Below are 17,196 nucleotides of genomic sequence, written 5' to 3'. Positions count from 1 at the left end.
CGAGTCCAGCGACGGCAGGCTACCGGGACCCGACAAACGGCCGAAGCCCTACCACCCGTACGCCGCAGCCAGACGGGACCCGCCGTCACTCAATGGTGGCACAGCGCTACCGTGTGCACATCCCCGAGCGCGGGAAAGGTGCGGACCACCGCGCACCACCGACGTCGCCCCGAAGTCGCGGGGCGGGGGCGATTCCACAGCGGACGCGAGGCGTGAATACCGGCAAGCGCAGACTGCCCGCCCGCTTCGAGTGGTTTGCGGGCGGGCAGTCGGTGCGCGACGTCGGTGGCTCAGTCGAAGGTGATCGCCCGGATCATGCGGGCGTCGACGGTGGCACCGATCGGCTTCAGCAGGTGCTCGTCCACGGCGCGGTCGACGCGCAGCAGCATGATCGCCTCGGAGCGGTCGGTTGTCTGGCTGATCTGGGCGGCCTCGATGTTGATCCCCGCCTCACCGAGCAGCGTCCCGACCCTGCCCATGATCCCGGGCCGGTCGGGGTATTCCAGCAGCAGCATGTGGCCCTCGGCGCGGATGTCGAAGTGCCTGCCGTTGACCTCGATCAGCTTGGGCACCTCCTCCTTGCCCGTCACCGCGCCCGACACCGAGTGAGTCGTTCCGTCGGCATGCACCGCGCGAACGGTGACCTGGCTGCGGTAGGTGGTGCTCTCGGGCTCGGTCGTGACGCTCACCTGCACCCCGAGGTCATCGGCAAGGCGGGGTGCGTTGACGAAGGTGACCTGGTCCTCCACCACGCCGGAGAACACGCCGCGCAACGCGGCAAGCTGCAGCACACTGACGTCCTCACCGGACAGCTCGCCGCTGGCGACGACCGACACCGAGGACGGTGGCTTGGTGCTGAACGCCGAAAGCACCGTGCCCAGTTTCTGCGCCAGCGGCAGGTACGGCCGCACCTCCTCGCCGACGGTGCCGCTGGCCACGTTGACCGCGTCGGGAACGAAGTCTCCGCGCAGTGCCAGCAGAACCGAGTGCGCCACGTCGGTGCCCGCGCGGTCCTGCGCCTCCACCGTCGAGGCACCCAGGTGCGGGGTCACGACGACGTTGGGCAGTTCGAACAGCGGGCTGGACGTGGTGGGCTCGCTGGCGAAGACGTCGACGCCCGCTCCGCCGACGCGGCCTTCCCGCACCGCCTCGGCCAGCGCGTCCTCGTCGATCAGCCCGCCGCGGGCCGCGTTGACGATGATGGCACCCGGCTTCACCTTCGACAGCGCGGCGGCGTCGATGAGCCCCTTCGTTTCCGGTGTCTTGGGCAGGTGGATCGAGATCGCGTCGGCCCGCTGCAGCAACTCGTCCAAAGACACCAGTTCGACGCCGAGCTGAGCCGCCCGAGCAGGCGAGGCATAGGGGTCGTAGGCGAGCAGGTGGGTGCCGAACGCCTCGAGGCGCTGTGCGACCAGCTGCCCGATCTTGCCGAATCCCACGACACCGACGGTTTTGCCGTGCAGTTCCACACCGGTGAACGAACTGCGCTTCCATTCACCGCCACGCAGGCTCTGGTCGGCAGCCGACACCCGCCTGGCCACCGCCAGCAGCAACGCGACGGCGTGTTCGGCGGCGGAGACGATGTTGGACGTGGGCGCGTTCACCACGAGCACGCCGCGCTGCGTGGCGGCGGGAACGTCCACGTTGTCCAGCCCCACGCCCGCCCTGGCCACGACCTTGAGCTTCGGCGCCGCACCGAGAACCTCCGGGTCGACCTTCGTGGCGGACCGTACGAGCAGCGCGTCAGCATCACCTACCGCGTCCAGCAACGCGGGCCGGTCCGTTCCGTCGACGTGGCGGACCTCCACCTCGTCGCCGAACACGCTCACCGCCGACTGCGCAAGCTTCTCGGCGAGGAGAACGACTGGCTTGCTCGAATTCGTCACGATGCGCCTTTCCTGAGCTCGGGAATCGGTTCGCGGACGCGCTCAGCTGGAGACCACGGCAGTGTGTCCCTCAACGCCCGCAGTTTAGCTCCAGGCGTTTACGCCGATGCAATACGTCCACAACGGCGGACGCTGCGCGATCAGCCGTTCACCGGCGGAGGCGAGTGATGGAAGTCGGCAATGTCACAGCGGCAGGCGCGGCGAAGACTCAGCGTGGCAGACTGAGTTCTCAACGTGGTCTGTCGAACTCGCCGTCGCGCACGCCGGCGAGGAAGGCGTCCCATTCGGACGGAGTGAAAACGAGGGTTGTCCCGTCCGGTTCGGACGACTGCCGCAGCGCGACGTAGGTGAGGTTGTCGCTGTGGGTGACGAAGGCGTATTCGAGCGTGTCGCCCTCCGGGCGCAGCCGTTGCCAGGTGGCCTCGCGCAGGTCGAGTTCCGCGCGGACGGCCGCCTTGTCACGGGCGGCCAAGTGTCCCGTATTCATAGGGGGCCACGGTAGGCCAAATGGGTGCAAAGAGCACCCCGTAACGCGCGAAAAGGCCACCTCGGTCGTCGAGCGGACCGAGGTGGCCTTTCGGGTGCGACGCCGAGGTCAGGCGGTCTCGGTGATGGGCCGATCCACCCAGGACATCAACCCGCGCAGCTTGGCGCCGGTCTCCTCGATCGGGTGCCGCTCACCGGCTTCCTGCAGCTTGCGGAAGTTGGGCCTGCCCGCCTCGTCCTCTGCGACCCACTCCCGCGCGAACGTGCCGTCCTGGATTTCGCGCAGAATGGCCCGCATGTTCTCCTTCACCTCGGGAGTGATCACGCGCGGGCCACGGGTGAGGTCACCGTACTCGGCGGTGTCGGACACCGAGTACCGCATGCGCGCGATACCGCCCTCGTACATGAGGTCGACGATGAGCTTCAGCTCGTGCAGCACCTCGAAGTAGGCGATCTCCGGTGCGTAGCCCGCCTCGGTCAGCACCTCGAACCCGGTCTGCACGAGCGCGGAGGCGCCACCGCAAAGCACGGACTGCTCGCCGAACAGGTCTGTCTCGGTCTCCTCGGTGAACGTCGTCTTGATGACGCCGGCGCGGGCACCGCCGATGGCCGCGGCATAGGACAGCGCAAGCGCCTGCGCGTTGCCGCTCGGGTCCTGCTCGACCGCGATAAGGCACGGCACGCCCTTGCCGTCGACGAACTGCCTGCGAACCAGGTGCCCCGGGCCCTTGGGCGCGACCATCGCGACGTCCACATTGGCCGGCGGCTTGATGAGCTCGTAGCGGATGTTGAAGCCGTGCCCGAAGAACAGCGCGTCGCCGTCGGACAGATTCGGCTCGATGTCCTCGGAGTAGATGGACCGCTGCTTGGTGTCGGGAGCCAGGATCATGATCAGGTCGGCTTCGCCAGCCGCCTCTGCGGGCGTCAGTACCCGCAGACCCTCCTCCTCGGCCTTCGCCCGCGACTTCGACCCCTCGGGAAGACCGATGCGGACATCGACACCGGAGTCGCGCAGGCTCAGGGCGTGCGCGTGGCCCTGGCTGCCGTACCCGATCACGGCGACCTTGCGACCCTGGATGATGCTCAGATCGGCGTCGTCGTCGTAGAAGATTTCGACTGACATGAGGGGTGGTACTTCCTTTCGACTCTTGAACGTAGTGGGTTCAGCGCACCGACGCCGCCGTGATCGACCGCGCGCCCCTGCCGACGGCGACCATGCCCGACTGAACGAGTTCGCGCACGCCGTACGGTTCCAGCATCCGCAGCAGCGCACCGATCTTGTCGCTGGTGCCGGTGGCCTCGATGGTGAGCGCCTCCGGCGAGACGTCGACGACCTTGGCGCGGAACAACTGCACCGTCTCCAGGACCTGGCTGCGCACCGTGGCGTCGGCCCTGACCTTGACGAGCAGCAGTTCCCGCTGCACCGAGCTGGCCGGGTCCAACTCCACGATCTTGATGACGTTGACGAGCTTGTTGAGCTGCTTGGTCACCTGTTCGAGCGGTTGCTCTTCGACGGCGACCACGATCGTCATCCGGGAGACCTCGGGGTTCTCCGTCGGCCCCACGGCGAGGGATTCGATGTTGAAGCCGCGGCGGGAGAACAGTCCCGACACCCTGGCGAGCACGCCGGGCACGTTCTCCACCAGAACGCTCAGCGTGTGGTTGGTCATTGCGACACCTCGTCGTCCTCGAACAGCGGCCGGATACCCCGTGCGGCCATGATCTCGTCGTTACCGGTCCCCGCCGCGACCATCGGCCACACCTGAGCATCCTTGCCCACGACGAAGTCGATCACGACGGGGCGGTCGTTGATCTCCATCGCGCGCCGGATGACGTCGTCGACCTCGTCCTTGGTCTCGCAACGCAGACCCGCGCAGCCCAGCGCCTCGGCAAGCAGGGTGAAGTCGGGGATGCGGTGCTTGTGCGTGCCGAGGTCGGTGTTGGAGTAGCGCTCGGCGTAGAACAGGTTCTGCCACTGCCGCACCATGCCGAGGTTGCCGTTGTTGATTACGGCGACCTTGATGGGCGCGCCCTCGATGGCGCAGGTGGCCAGTTCCTGGTTGGTCATCTGGAAGCAGCCGTCCCCGTCGATCGCCCACACCTGCTTGTCGGGGCAGCCGAGCTGGGCACCCATCGCGGCGGGCACCGCGAAGCCCATCGTGCCGAGACCACCGGAGTTGATCCAGGTGCGCGGCCGCTCGTAGGAGATGAACTGCGCCGCCCACATCTGGTGCTGACCGACACCGGCCGCGTAGACCGCGTCAGGCCCCACCAGCGCGCCGATCCGCTCGATCACGTACTGCGGGGACAGGCTGCCGTCGGACGGCCAGTCGTAACCCGCGGGGAACGTGTCGCGCCAGGAGTTGAGCTGCGTCCACCACGGTGTGAGGTCGACCGAAGGCGCGCTGTCGCGCTCGGCCTTCACCGCGGCGATCAGCTCGGTGATGATCTCGCCGCAGTCACCGACGATCGGCACGTCGGCCTTGCGGTTCTTCGAGATCTCCGCGGGGTCGATGTCGGCGTGCACGACGGTGGCGTCCGGGGCGAACGAGGACAGCTGCCCGGTGACCCGGTCGTCGAACCGCGCTCCCAGTGCCACGAGCAGGTCCGAACGCTGCATCGCGGCCACCGCCGCCACCGTCCCGTGCATCCCGGGCATCCCGAGGTGCTGGGAATGGGAGTCGGGGAACGCACCGCGCGCCATCAGCGTGGTGACCACCGGGATACCGGTCAGCTCGGCCAGTTCCCGAAGCTGCTCCGAGGCCTGCGCCTTGAGCACGCCACCACCGACGTAGAGCACCGGCCGCCGCGCGTTGTTGATGAGCCGAGCGGCCTCCCGGACCTGCTTGCCGTGCGGGCGCAGGGTCGGCCGGTAACCGGGCAGGTGCAACTCCGGAGGCCAGGCGAAGGAGGTCGCCTCCTGCAACACGTCCTTGGGGATGTCCACGAGCACCGGCCCCGGCCTGCCGGTGCTGGCGAGGTGGAACGCCTCGGCGATCACCCTCGGGATGTCCGCGGGATCGGTGACGAGGAAGTTGTGCTTGGTGATCGGCATCGTGATGCCGCAGATGTCGGCTTCCTGGAACGCGTCGGTGCCGATGAGCGCGCGGGTCTGCTGGCCGGTGATGGCCACCAGTGGCACCGAGTCCATGTGCGCATCCGCCAGCGGGGTCACCAGGTTCGTGGCTCCCGGCCCCGACGTAGCCATGCACACACCGACCTTGCCGGTCGCCTGCGCGTATCCGGTGGCGGCGTGGCCCGCGCCCTGCTCGTGCCGCACCAGGACGTGCCGCACCTTCGTGGAGTCGAGCAGCGGGTCGTAGGCGGGCAGGATGGTGCCGCCCGGAATTCCGAACACCACCTCGACACCGACCGCTTCGAGCGAGCGCACGAGCGACTGCGCACCGGTAACCCGTACCGGTGTTCCCGCGGGCGGGGCGGGCTTCGGCCGTGCTCCTAGCTGGCTGGGCGACGCCTGGTGTGACGTCGGCCCGGCATTCGTTTCCGATCGCGAGGTGGCGCTTGTCATCGGTTCTGCCTCGTGGGTCTGGAGTGCTGGTGCGCTCTGTCGGCTCTTGTCGGCTCTTATTCGTCTGTTCCGGGCACTAAAAAACCCCCGCCGACCGAGATGGTCGCACGAGGGTCGCGCGTCGACGCAGAGTGACTTCCCTACGCGTCGACGCGCTCGGAAAGTACGAGAATGGTCTGCGGTTTCACACTGCCGACGTTAATCGCCCCCGGTCACGGGTGTCAACTCTGCGGAATCGTGATCCCGGATACTGGACCGTCCGACCGTTGGATGCCCCCGAATTTGGCCACCGCTCACCAGCGGTGCACCATCGAAGGGTGGCAGACGACTCGACGAACCAGGCAGCGGCGACGCCGCGGGAGTCCACGCGGCAGGCCGAGCCCGCCGCAAGCGAGGCCACCGCCGAGGCGGGCAGGCGGGCGATCTTCCGCGTGCCCGGCACCGCCATGATCGCCGTGCTGCTGCTGTTCGGCTGCGTGTTCCCGGCCGCCACCGCGATCCCCGCGCTGCTTCCGCTGCTGCTGATCCCGATCGGGCTGGCCTGGTGGGTGGCACGCACCCGCACAACGGCCACTCGCGACGGCATCACGGTGCGAACGCTGTTCGGCACGAAAGAACTGCCGTGGGAGGCGCTGCGGGGGTTGTCGATCACGCCGAAATCGAAGATCGAAGCCGTGCTCGCCGACGGCAGCAAGATCGCGCTGCCCACGGTGCGGACCCGGCACCTGCCCGTGCTGTCACTCGTCAGCGAGGGCAGGCTGCCCGACCCCTCCGGCTTGCTCGACGAACCCTCCTGACCGTTTCGCGGGGTTCGGCCGTCTCCCCGCACCGGCGGGCGTAGTCTTGCTCCATGCCAGCTCTGCGTTCCCGTACCACCACCCACGGCCGCAACGCCGCGGGGGCTCGTTCCCTGTGGCGCGCGACCGGCATGACCGACAGCGACTTCGGCAAGCCGATCGTGGCGATCGCCAACTCCTACACCCAGTTCGTGCCGGGGCACGTACATCTGAAGGATCTTGGCGAGATCGTGGCCGACGCCGTACGGGAGGCGGGCGGTGTGCCGCGTGAGTTCCACACGATCGCCGTGGACGACGGCATCGCGATGGGACACAGCGGAATGCTGTACTCGCTGCCTTCCCGCGAGATCATCGCCGACTCCGTCGAGTACATGGTCAACGCCCACCAGGCCGATGCGCTGGTGTGCATCTCCAACTGCGACAAGATCACACCGGGCATGCTCAACGCCGCCATGCGGCTCAACATCCCCACCGTGTTCGTCTCCGGTGGTCCGATGGAAGCGGGCAAGGCCGTCGTGGTGGACGGCGTCGCGCAGGCGCCAACCGACCTGATCACCGCGATCTCGGCCTCCGCCAGCTCGAACGTGGACGACGAGGGACTTTCGGTGGTGGAGCGTTCCGCATGCCCTACCTGCGGCTCGTGCTCCGGCATGTTCACGGCGAACTCGATGAACTGCCTCACCGAGGCGCTCGGGCTCTCCCTTCCCGGCAACGGGTCCACATTGGCCACCCACGCCGCCCGTCGTGAGCTGTTCAGCGAGGCGGGCCGCACGGTGGTGGAACTCGCCAAGCGCTGGTACTTCTCCGACGACGAGTCGGCGCTGCCTCGCTCGATCGCCTGCAAGCAGGCCTTCGAGAACGCCATGGCCCTCGACATGGCCATGGGCGGTTCGACCAACACCGTCCTGCACATCCTCGCCGCCGCGCGGGAGGGCGAGGTCGACTTCACCATCGACGACATCGATGCGATCGGCCGCAGGGTGCCCTGTTTGTCCAAAGTGGCACCGAACTCCGACTACCACATGGAGGACGTGCACAGGGCAGGCGGGATTCCCGCCATTCTCGGAGAGCTGTACCGGGCCGGACTGCTCAATGAGGACGTGCACGCCGTCCACGCTTCGTCCCTGCACGAGTGGCTGTCCAAGTGGGACGTTCGGAGCGAATCACCCTCGGCCGAGGCGATCGAGTTGTTCCACGCCGCGCCGGGTGGCGTTCGCACCACGGAGGCGTTCTCGACCGGCAACCGGTGGTCCGCTCTGGACACCGACGCCGAGCACGGCTGCGTGCGTGATGTGGCACATGCCTACACCGCCGACGGCGGACTCGCGGTGTTGCGCGGCAATCTCGCCGAGAACGGCGCGGTCATCAAGTCCGCCGGAATCGACGAGGAGCTGTGGCGGTTCCAGGGGCCTGCGCTGGTCGTGGAGAGCCAGGAAGAAGCCGTGTCGGCGATTCTGGGCAAGCGCGTGCAGCCGGGTCATGTGCTGGTGGTGCGCTACGAGGGCCCCTCGGGTGGACCAGGGATGCAGGAGATGCTGCACCCGACGGCGTTCCTCAAGGGCGCGGGCTTGGGCAAGGTATGCGCGCTCATCACCGACGGCCGGTTCTCCGGTGGCTCCTCGGGGATCTCGGTGGGGCACATCTCCCCGGAGGCGGCGGCGGGCGGCACCATCGGACTTGTCGCCGACGGCGACCAGATCCTGATCGACGTGCGCGAGCGCACCCTGAAGCTGCTGGTGGACGACGACGTGCTGGCCGAACGCCGCGCGAAGATGGAGGCAAGCGAACGGCCGTGGCAGCCTGCGGACCGCCAGCGGCCGGTGAGCGGCGCGCTGCGGGCCTACGCCCGCATGGCGACCTCAGCCGACACCGGCGCGGTTCGCGACCCCGGCAAGTAGCGGCGGGAACGCCCTTACCAAGCGAGGCAGCGCTGGTTCCGCGTCACGGGACCAGCGCTGCCTCGCTTGCCTTCGGGCATTGTCCGAGCGGGTTAACGGAACAGGACGATCACCACGGCGACAGCCGCCGCGGCAAGCAGCAGTGCGACGATCCCGAACGCGAGCGGCTTTCGCCGCCAGGGGGTGTTCTTGTCCAGCGCGACCCTGCCCGATCCGGTGAACAGCAGGGCGAACGCGACGGCGGAGAGCATGACCTCGTACTCGAAGCCCTGTCCCTGGCCGAGGAAGTAGCCGCCGCTGAACTTGACGTAGACGGCACTGGCCGTCACCCCGAGTACCGCGGCGGCGCCGAGTGGCGTGAAGAGTCCGAGGATCAGCAGCGCGCCGCCTCCGACCTCGGCGATTCCGGTGATCCAGGCGAGCAGTGTGGTCTGGCTCGTGTAGCCGAACTCGCCGAGCGCGTCGGCGAACCCACCGATGCCGGGACCGTCGAAGAGCCCGAACAGCTTCTGCAGGCCGTGCGCACCGATCGTCCCGCCCAGCGCGAGACGCAGAATCAGCAGGCCGAAATCAAGCCCGCCATGCCAACGGTTCGGCTCGTCCTCGTCATCGGAAAGCCGGTCCTCGAACGGTGGGTTCTCCTCAGGGGTGAAGCCGCTGCCGTCGAACTGGTCCGAGCGCAGACGAGTCGTCCGTTGGTCAAGCTCGTCGTCACGAGTGTTCATGCGGGCGGAGAGTAGAGCATTACCGCCCGGTCGTATATCCCTACCTCGAACTTGGTACGCCGTGTCACTGGGCAACAACTGCCAGGTGTGCTCCGCTCGCGCCATGCGCGGCCCCCGCGGGAACGCAGAACTCGCGGGCGAGAGCGGGGGACTCGCGGGCAGGAGCGGGGGACTCGCGGGCAGGAACGGGGGACTCGCCGGGGTCAGTACTCGCCGTGCACCAGGTTCCTCGGTAGTTCGCCCTGCACGTAACGCTCGATCTCGGCCACGGCGACCCGGTATGAACGCCGTCGCGCACCGCAGACCGAGCCCGCCACGTGCGGGGTCAGCACAACCCCCGGCGCGGACCACAGCGGGTGCTCGGCGGGAAGTGGTTCGGGATCGGTGACATCCAGTGCCGCACGCAGCCTGCCCGAGACGAGTTCGGCGAGCAGCGCTTCGGTGTCCACGACCGGACCCCGCGAGGCGTTGACCAGCACCGCACCGTCCGGCATCGCGGCGAGGAAGCTCGCGTCCACCATCGCGCGGGTGCGAGACGTCAGCGGCACCAGCAACACCACCACGTCGCTGTCCGGCAACAACGAGGGCAGTTCGGCGACCTCGTGCACTCCCGGCCTTGCCGAGAGCCCGACCATGGTGACCCAGGCATCGAACGGCTCCAGCCTGCGCCGCACCTGCGTCCCGACATCGCCCGCGCCGACCACGAGCACCCGCTTGCCCTGCAGCGTTTCGCCCACTCGAGGAGCCCACTCGGCCGCTCGCCTGGCTTCGGTGAACGCTTCCAGCTCCCGATACATCGAAAGCAGCACCGCCAGCACCCATTCCGCGGTACTGCCACCGTGCGCGCCACGGCAGGTGGAAAGCAGCACCCCGCCGGGGAGGGTGCCCACCCAGTCCTCAGCGCCCGCGGACAGCAACTGGATCAGCCGCAGCCTCGGCAACCCCACCAGCATCGGCCGCACCGCGGCGGCACCGCCGGAGGGGATCAGCACCTCGGCCTCCCGTGCCTGCTCCGGCAGCGGCTCTCCCATCCGGTAGCGCAGTGGTCGCACCCGAGAGACGCCCGAAAGGGCCACCATGCCGTCGTCGTCGGGCACCAGAACAGTGATCGTCACACCCCCATCGTGACCCACCCGCCGCCTGCCCACTCACCAGAGGTTCACGAAGCCCCACCTAGGGTGGAGGATCGTGCGGATCATCCGGCCCGGCAGGCGGGGGAACTGGCCGCTGGCCGTCGTGGCCAGCGCGGGGTTGTTCCTGGCCGGATGCGCCGAGTTCGAGGACTCCGCGGCCCCGACGAGCTGGCAGCCCGCTCCGCAGCTCACGCCGGAGGCAGGCCCGCAACCCGACCTGCCAGAGGCGGGCACACCCGGGGTACCGAGCGCACCGCCCACCTCACGCACCCCCGTGCCACCGCCGGACGGGTGCACCGACTTCGACAAGGCGGTCATCGCCACCTGCCTCGACACCGTGTCCGCCGTTGCCGCGCTGCCGACCGACGGCTCGACCGTGAACGTCTACGCGGGCGAACGCAGAAGCGGCACGGTGTTTCGGGTCGGCGCCAACGCCGACCAGGAAGAGGTCGCGCGGCTGGACGTGGAGGCCACCGGAGACGGGGGGCTCACCGGGCTGGCGCTGTCGCCCGGCTACGGCGAGGACGGTCTCGTCTTCGCCTACATCACCACCGACACCGACAACCGGGTCGTCCGCTTCGCCGAAGGTGAACCCGCCAAACCGGTGCTAACCGGAATCCCCAAGGGCGCGACCGGCAACCGGGGGGCATTGCTGGCCGACGGCAGGGGATCACTGCTGGTGGCGACCGGGAACGCAGGCGACTCGCGCGCCGCCGCGGACCCCAAGTCGCTGGCGGGCAAGGTGCTACGGATCACACCGACCGGGCAGCCTGCGCAGGACAATCCCGACCCCGACTCCCCCGTGCTCGCCAGCGGGTTGCATGCTCCCGGCGGGCTGTGCAAGACCTCGGACGGCTCCCGGCTCTGGGTGACGGACCAGGCACCCGATCGTGACGCGCTCTACCGGATCGAGGCGGGTGAGCAACTGTCGGTGCCCGCGTGGACCTGGCCGGAGAAGCCGGGCGTCACCGGGTGCACCGACTGGACGGACGTACTCGCCGTGGCCACCTCCGAAGCGGCCAACATACAGAACCTCCCGCTCACCGAGGACGGCTCCGTCGGTGGTAAGCCGCAGGTGACGATGGACGGCGAGAACGGCACCAGCTACGGCAAGCTCGGCGCGCTCGACCCGGTAACCCCGGACGTCGCTGTCGCGGGAACGGTCAACAAGGACGGTGGGAAGCCGATCTCCAGCGACGACAGGGTCGTCCTGATCGTCAGGCAACCTGCCTCGGGTTCCGGCCGCGACTGAGCGGCGGCACAACAGGCACACCGACACAGCGGCACAGCGGCACAGCGGCACAGCGGCACAGCGACCACAAGAGCACACCGCCTACCGGCGCACCCGCTCCTTTCGCGGCAGCCGGGACTCCGTCCTTAGCGCCACCACATCGAGCACGGCGCCGGTCAGCGAGACCAACGCTGCCGCGACACACAGGTAGCGACCGACCCCAGCGCCGATGCTCACCCCGCTCTCGGTGAGCAGCCCGCGCTGCTGCTCACCGAACTGCCAGTCGATGAACACCCAGCCGAGTACGGTGCCCACGAGCGCGACCACGGTGGCCACCAGCCACAGTTGCGGCAGCCCGCTCCACCTCGCCCGGGTCGACTGGCCGAAGAGGACCACCGCCAGTCCGGTCAGCACCAGCAGCAGCGGCGGGAACCATCCGAAGAACGTGGCCGACCACACCGGGCGGGACACGTCCTCACTCGGCAGTTCGGCCAACGCCGCTCGCAGCTGCGGGTCGGTGGCCGAGAGCTCGGTCCACGGCAGGAAGAGCGCCGCGAGCGCGAGCAGCCCGGCAGCGAGGCCTAGCCACTCACGCCACGTCACACGTTTCGGTGACCACACGGCTGTCAGGAACCGACGCGTTCCAGGATCAGCTCGCGCACGCGCTTGGCGTCGGCCTGCCCCTTGGTCGCCTTCATCACGGCACCGACGATGGCACCGGCCGCTGCCACCTTGCCACCACGGATCTTGTCGGCGACGTCGGGCTGCGCGGCAAGCGCCTCGTCGACGGCGGCGATCAGGGCCGAATCGTCGGAGACGACCTTCAGGCCGCGCTTGTCGACCACCTCGTCCGGCTCGCCCTCACCTGCGAGCACACCCTGCACCACCTCGCGGGCGAGCTTGTTGGTGAGCGTGCCGGACGACACCAGCTCGATCACGCGAGCGACCTGTGCCGGCGTGATCGGCAGCCCTGCCAGCTCCACACCCTTGGTGTTGGCCTGCTGGGTCAGGTACTGCACCCACCAACTGCGCGCCTCGCCAGGATCGGCGCCCGCGTCCACCGTGGCGGCGACCAGATCGGCCGCACCGGTGTTCACCAGGTCGCGCAGTTCCTCGTCGGTGAGGTTCCACTCGGCCTGTATCCGCTTGCGGCGCTGCCACGGCAACTCCGGGATGGTGCCGCGCAGTTGCTCCACCCACTCGCCGGAGGGCGCGATGGGAACCAGGTCGGGCTCGGGGAAGTAGCGGTAGTCCTCCGCCGTCTCCTTCACCCTGCCCGGCGAGGTGGTGCCGTCGGACTCCTGGAAGTGGCGGGTCTCCTGGGTGACCGTGCCGCCCGCGGACAGCACCGCCGCCTGCCTCGACATCTCGTAGCGCACCGCCCGCTCGACGCTACGCAGCGAGTTGACGTTCTTGGTCTCGGTGCGGGTGCCGAACTCGGTGGCTCCCTTCGGCATCAGCGAGACGTTGGCGTCGCAGCGCAGCGAGCCCTGGTCCATCCGCACGTCCGAGACGTCCATGTCACGCAACAGGTCCCGCAGCGCCGTCACGTAGGCACGGGCGACCTCCGGCGCGCGTGCGCCCATGCCCTCGATCGGCTTGGTGACGATCTCGATGAGCGGCACGCCTGCCCTGTTGTAGTCCAGCAGCGAGTGTTCCGCGCCGTGGATGCGCCCCGTGGCGCCTCCCACGTGCAGCGACTTGCCGGTGTCCTCCTCCATGTGGGCCCGCTCGATGCCCACGCGCACTATCTCGCCGTCGTCCAACATCACGTCGAGGTGTCCGTCGAAGGCGATCGGCTCGTCGTACTGCGAGGTCTGGAAGTTCTTCGGCATGTCGGGATAGAAGTAATTCTTCCGTGCGAACCGGCACCACGGCGCGATCTCGCAGTTCAGCGCCAGTCCGATGCGGATGGCCGACTCCACCGCTTTGCCGTTGACGACAGGCAGGGCACCGGGCAGACCCAGACACGTCGGGCAGACGTGAGTGTTCGGCTCACCACCGAAGAGGTTGGGGCACCCGCAGAACATCTTGGTGTTCGTGTTGAGTTCGACGTGAACCTCGAGTCCCAGCACCGGGTCGTAGCGCTGCACGACCTCGGGAAAGTCCATCAACTCGGCGACGGCGGTCATCGCGGCACCTCCGAGCGAACGAGTGCGTCGGGCCTCACGCGAGGCGCTCCCTTCAACTCAGGCATCTTGTCCAGCAACGGTCCCCGTGCCGTCTCGTAGGCGGCCCCGACCCGGTAGAGCCGCTCGTCGGCGAGCGCGGGCGCCATGACCTGTAGCCCGACCGGAAGCCCGTCGTCGTCCGACAGTCCACTCGGGACACTCATGGCAGCGTTGCCCGCGAGGTTGGCCGGAATCGTGCACAGGTCGGCGAGATACATCGCCAGCGGGTCGTCCACCCGCTCACCGATGCGGAACGCCGTGGTGGGCGTCGTCGGCGACACCAGCACGTCCACCTGCTCGAACGCGGAGGCGAAATCACGCGCGATCAGCGTGCGCACCTTCTGCGCGGAGCCGTAGTAGGCGTCGTAGTAACCCGACGACAACGCGTAGGTTCCCAGCATGATCCGCCGCTTCACCTCGGCGCCGAAACCGGCCTCGCGCGAAAGCGACATGACCTCCTCGGCGCTGCGCGTGCCGTCGTCGCCAACCCGCAGGCCGTAACGCATGGCGTCGAAGCGGGCGAGGTTGGAGGAGCACTCACTCGGCGCGATGAGGTAGTAGGCCGACAGCGCGTAGTCGAAGCTGGGGCAGGACACCTCGACGATCTCCGCACCCAGCTCGCGCAGCCGCGCGACGGCGGACTCGAAGGAACCGAGCACGCCTGACTGGTAGCCCTCTCCCTGGAACTGGGCGACCACACCGATTCGCATCCCCGAGAGGTCGCCCTTCGCGCCTTCGCGCGCCGCCGCGACCACAGCGGGGACGGGCCTTTCGATCGAGGTGGAATCGAGCGGGTCGTGGCCCGCGATGATCTCGTGCAGCAGCGCGGCGTCGAGCACCGTCCGCGCGCACGGGCCGCCCTGGTCCAGCGATGAGGAGAACGCGACCAGTCCGTAGCGCGACACCCCGCCGTAGGTCGGCTTGACGCCGACGGTTCCGGTGACGGCGGCGGGCTGGCGGATCGAGCCACCGGTGTCGGTACCGATCGCCAGCGGTGCCTCGAAGGCCGCCACCGATGCGGAAGATCCGCCGCCGGAGCCACCGGGGATGCGGTCGAGATCCCAGGGGTTGCGGGTGGGGCCGAACGCGGAGTTCTCCGTGGAGGAGCCCATCGCGAACTCGTCCATGTTCGTCTTGCCGAGAACGACCATCCCCGCCTCACGCAGCCTGCGCGTCACGGTGGCGTCGTAGGGCGGCAGCCAGTGCTCCAGCGTCTTCGAGCCGCAGGTGGTCGGCATGTCCTTGGTGGTGAACACGTCCTTGAGCGCCAACGGCACGCCCGCCAGCGGCGAGACCGGGTCCCCGCCTTCGGCCAGCGTGGCATCGACCAGCCGCGCCGCCGCCAGCGCACCTTCGGCGTCGACGTGCAGGAACGCGTGTACCGCGCCGTCGACCTCGGCTATGCGGTCGAGGTGCGCCTGGGTGGCCTCGACGGCGCTGACGTCGCGGGCGTGGATCCTGTCCGCGAGTTCGGCCGCGGTCAGCCTGGTCAGATCGGTCGAGTCGGTCACTGCTCTTCCCCCAGGATGCGAGGTACGCGGAACCTGCCCTCTTCCGCGGCCGGAGCGCAGGCGAGGGCCTCCTGCTGCGTCAGCCCCGGCCTCACCACGTCCTCGCGGAAGGTGTTGGTCAGCGGCACGGCGTGCGACGTCGGCGGGATGTCGTCGCCTGCGACCTCGCTGACCTTGGCCACGGCGTCCAGGATCTGGTCGAGTTGGTCTGCGAAGACGTCCAGTTCCTCCTCGGTGACTGCCATCCTGGCCAACTTGGCGAGGTGCGCGACCTCAGCACGGGAAATATTCGACACGCGGGCGACTCCGGAAGGGTGTTCTCAATTCTCAATGAGGACGTTGCGGATTTGGGTACTCCTCAGGGCAGTCTATGGCGTGCGACCTGGCAAGCTCGACCGGGTCGCCGCCGATGGTGGCTGCCCACGCCAGCGTCCTTCTGCAACAATTATCGGCTGGCGAAAGGCGTAACTACGTGAATGAGGTGAGGACGCTGGCCGAGGAGAGGGGTTCACGTTGTCGTTCCTGATCCGGGTCCAGCTCCCGGACAGCCCCGGCACCCTCGGCGCCGTGGCCACCGCGCTCGGCATGGCAGGTGCTGACATTCTCAGCGTCGACGTGGTCGAGCGTGGCGAGGGAATCGCGGTCGACGACCTGGTGGTGGAGCTGCCGTCGGGGAGGCTGCCCGACGCTCTGATCACCGCCGCGGAAAGCGTCGAGGGCGTGGAGGTCGACGCCGTGCGCCCCTACGCCGGTGTCCTCGACACACACCGTGAGCTGGAACTGGTGGAAGAGATCGCGGCGCGCCCCGTGTCCGGCCTCGACCTCCTCGCCGAGGGCGTCCCCAAGATCATCCGTGCCGGCTGGTCGCTGGTGGTCGCGAAGGCCGACCACGAGGTACGGCGGCTGGCCTCCTCGACGGCAGCGCCCGAGGTGCCGCTGCGCGACCTGCCGTGGCTGCCGCTGGAGCGCGCGACCGTCCTCGATTCCGAGGACAGCTGGATTCCGGACACCTGGAAGGAACTCGGCACCGAACTGGCCGCGACCCCGCTGGGCAAACCCGACCGGGCGCTGCTGGTGGGTCGCCCCGGTGGGCCGATGTTCCGCGCGGCCGAGGTCGCAAGGCTCGCCCACCTCGCGGGGATCGTCGCCGTCGTACTCGACAGCTGACACAGCGTGACGAAACATCGCTTCCTCAGTTCCTAAACTGGACAGGTGGGCGACAGCCGGGCGGAACGGGCACGGGAGCGAATGTCGGCTCCCGTGCTGGCCGCGGCGCTGGTGTCGGTGCCTGCCGTCTTCCTGACCACCACGGGAGGCCCCACCGCGGTCGTCGGCCAGGTGCTCAACTGGCTGTCACTGGCCGTGCTCGTCGGCGAGTCGTTGCTGTTGCTGTGGCTCAGCGGCAGCGTTACGAGCTGGGTGCGTCGTTACCGCGCGCAGCTGCTGATCGTCGGCCTCGCGGTGCCCGCCGTCGTCTTCGTCGTCGGTCCGCTACAGATCCTGCGACTGCTCCTCGCCATCGGCGCGCTACGGGTGCTGCGGGTGGGACGCATCATGCGCGCGGCTCGAGTCGTCAGCCGCAAGTTCGGGTTGCGTACCCACCACGGCCGCTGGGTGCTGGCCGCCGCATCGGTGCTGGCCGTGGTGTTCGTGGCGGTGGTGCTGGCCGACCCGGATTCCCGTAGCCGCGCGGTGGTGCTGTGGGTGGTCGACCGCATCGGTGTGGTGCCCGCCGTGCTGGCGCTGCTCGGCGCGCTGGCCGTGCTGGCGCTGGCGGTGACGGTGGTCAGGCGGCGAACGTGGCGACCACACGAACGGTGAGTTAGCGC

The 17,196-nt window shown here is 68.8% G+C and carries 16 protein-coding genes; 5 read left to right on the top strand and 11 right to left on the bottom strand.

What is annotated here, in order from left to right; all coding sequences use genetic code 11:
• Nucleotides 1–290: 290 nt before the first annotated feature.
• The 5 genes from serA to SACMADRAFT_RS06195 form a co-directional block, all read right to left on the bottom strand.
• Nucleotides 291–1,886, bottom strand: coding sequence for a phosphoglycerate dehydrogenase (serA, locus tag SACMADRAFT_RS06215; RefSeq protein WP_009152937.1), 1,596 nt, complete (start codon nt 1,884–1,886; stop codon nt 291–293).
• A gap of 229 nt (nt 1,887–2,115) precedes the next feature.
• The gene (locus SACMADRAFT_RS06210; protein ID WP_009152936.1) at nt 2,116–2,373 is read right to left on the bottom strand and encodes a DUF397 domain-containing protein; all 258 of its coding nucleotides are present in this window, start codon (nt 2,371–2,373) and stop codon (nt 2,116–2,118) included.
• A 108-nt stretch (nt 2,374–2,481) separates the two neighbouring features.
• The gene (ilvC, locus tag SACMADRAFT_RS06205) at nt 2,482–3,495 is read right to left on the bottom strand and encodes a ketol-acid reductoisomerase (protein WP_009152935.1); all 1,014 of its coding nucleotides are present in this window, start codon (nt 3,493–3,495) and stop codon (nt 2,482–2,484) included.
• A gap of 40 nt (nt 3,496–3,535) precedes the next feature.
• Nucleotides 3,536–4,042: an acetolactate synthase small subunit gene (ilvN, locus tag SACMADRAFT_RS06200; protein WP_009152934.1), complete on the bottom strand. Its 507-nt coding sequence runs from the start codon at nt 4,040–4,042 to the stop codon at nt 3,536–3,538.
• Nucleotides 4,039–5,901: an acetolactate synthase large subunit gene (locus SACMADRAFT_RS06195; protein WP_009152933.1), complete on the bottom strand. Its 1,863-nt coding sequence runs from the start codon at nt 5,899–5,901 to the stop codon at nt 4,039–4,041. The genes ilvN and SACMADRAFT_RS06195 overlap by 4 nt, the downstream gene beginning before the upstream one ends.
• A 317-nt stretch (nt 5,902–6,218) precedes the next feature.
• Here SACMADRAFT_RS06195 and SACMADRAFT_RS06190 point away from each other — a divergent pair, with 317 nt between their 5' ends.
• Nucleotides 6,219–6,698 (top strand): PH domain-containing protein, encoded by a 480-nt coding sequence (locus SACMADRAFT_RS06190; protein ID WP_009152932.1) that lies wholly within the window; start codon nt 6,219–6,221, stop codon nt 6,696–6,698.
• Between the two features lie 53 nt (nt 6,699–6,751).
• Nucleotides 6,752–8,596, top strand: coding sequence for a dihydroxy-acid dehydratase (gene ilvD / locus SACMADRAFT_RS06185; protein ID WP_009152931.1), 1,845 nt, complete (start codon nt 6,752–6,754; stop codon nt 8,594–8,596).
• A 92-nt stretch (nt 8,597–8,688) separates the two neighbouring features.
• Here the strand turns inward: ilvD and SACMADRAFT_RS06180 are convergent, their stop codons facing one another.
• Both SACMADRAFT_RS06180 and SACMADRAFT_RS06175 read right to left on the bottom strand, forming a co-directional pair.
• On the bottom strand, nt 8,689–9,321 hold the full coding sequence (locus SACMADRAFT_RS06180; RefSeq protein WP_009152930.1) for a DoxX family protein: 633 nt from the start codon (nt 9,319–9,321) through the stop codon (nt 8,689–8,691).
• 203 nt (nt 9,322–9,524) lie between these two features.
• The gene (locus tag SACMADRAFT_RS06175) at nt 9,525–10,436 is read right to left on the bottom strand and encodes a 2-hydroxyacid dehydrogenase (RefSeq protein ID WP_040925573.1); all 912 of its coding nucleotides are present in this window, start codon (nt 10,434–10,436) and stop codon (nt 9,525–9,527) included.
• Between the two features lie 82 nt (nt 10,437–10,518).
• On the opposite strand from SACMADRAFT_RS06175, the gene SACMADRAFT_RS06170 reads away from it, so the two are divergent.
• Nucleotides 10,519–11,706, top strand: coding sequence for a PQQ-dependent sugar dehydrogenase (locus SACMADRAFT_RS06170; protein WP_040926137.1), 1,188 nt, complete (start codon nt 10,519–10,521; stop codon nt 11,704–11,706).
• 81 nt (nt 11,707–11,787) lie between these two features.
• Here the strand turns inward: SACMADRAFT_RS06170 and SACMADRAFT_RS06165 are convergent, their stop codons facing one another.
• Genes SACMADRAFT_RS06165 through gatC form a run of 4 tightly spaced genes read right to left on the bottom strand, consistent with a single transcriptional unit; the run spans nt 11,788 to nt 15,663 of the window.
• Entirely contained in the window at nt 11,788–12,288 is a 501-nt protein-coding gene (locus SACMADRAFT_RS06165; RefSeq protein ID WP_157617202.1) for a hypothetical protein, read from the bottom strand.
• A gap of 23 nt (nt 12,289–12,311) precedes the next feature.
• Nucleotides 12,312–13,817 carry an Asp-tRNA(Asn)/Glu-tRNA(Gln) amidotransferase subunit GatB gene (gene gatB / locus SACMADRAFT_RS06160; RefSeq protein WP_009152926.1) on the bottom strand — a complete coding sequence of 502 codons (1,506 nt, stop codon included), beginning with the start codon at nt 13,815–13,817 and terminating at the stop codon, nt 12,312–12,314.
• On the bottom strand, nt 13,814–15,367 hold the full coding sequence (gatA, locus tag SACMADRAFT_RS06155; protein ID WP_009152925.1) for an Asp-tRNA(Asn)/Glu-tRNA(Gln) amidotransferase subunit GatA: 1,554 nt from the start codon (nt 15,365–15,367) through the stop codon (nt 13,814–13,816). Before gatA ends, gatB begins: the two co-directional genes overlap by 4 nt.
• Nucleotides 15,364–15,663 (bottom strand): Asp-tRNA(Asn)/Glu-tRNA(Gln) amidotransferase subunit GatC, encoded by a 300-nt coding sequence (gene gatC, locus SACMADRAFT_RS06150; RefSeq protein ID WP_009152924.1) that lies wholly within the window; start codon nt 15,661–15,663, stop codon nt 15,364–15,366. The genes gatA and gatC overlap by 4 nt, the downstream gene beginning before the upstream one ends.
• Before the next feature lie 217 nt (nt 15,664–15,880).
• On the opposite strand from gatC, the gene SACMADRAFT_RS06145 reads away from it, so the two are divergent.
• Both SACMADRAFT_RS06145 and SACMADRAFT_RS06140 read left to right on the top strand, forming a co-directional pair.
• Nucleotides 15,881–16,534, top strand: a complete 654-nt coding sequence (locus SACMADRAFT_RS06145) for an ACT domain-containing protein (RefSeq protein ID WP_009152923.1) — start codon at nt 15,881–15,883, stop codon at nt 16,532–16,534.
• A gap of 45 nt (nt 16,535–16,579) precedes the next feature.
• Nucleotides 16,580–17,188 carry a hypothetical protein gene (locus SACMADRAFT_RS06140; RefSeq protein WP_040925571.1) on the top strand — a complete coding sequence of 203 codons (609 nt, stop codon included), beginning with the start codon at nt 16,580–16,582 and terminating at the stop codon, nt 17,186–17,188.
• Nucleotides 17,189–17,196: the final 8 nt, after the last annotated feature.

Origin of the sequence: Saccharomonospora marina XMU15 (genome assembly GCF_000244955.1) — a bacterium.
GTDB lineage: Bacteria > Actinomycetota > Actinomycetes > Mycobacteriales > Pseudonocardiaceae > Saccharomonospora_A > Saccharomonospora_A marina.
Note: the sequence above shows the minus strand (reverse complement) of the source record. Positions and strands in the feature narration are given on the sequence as shown.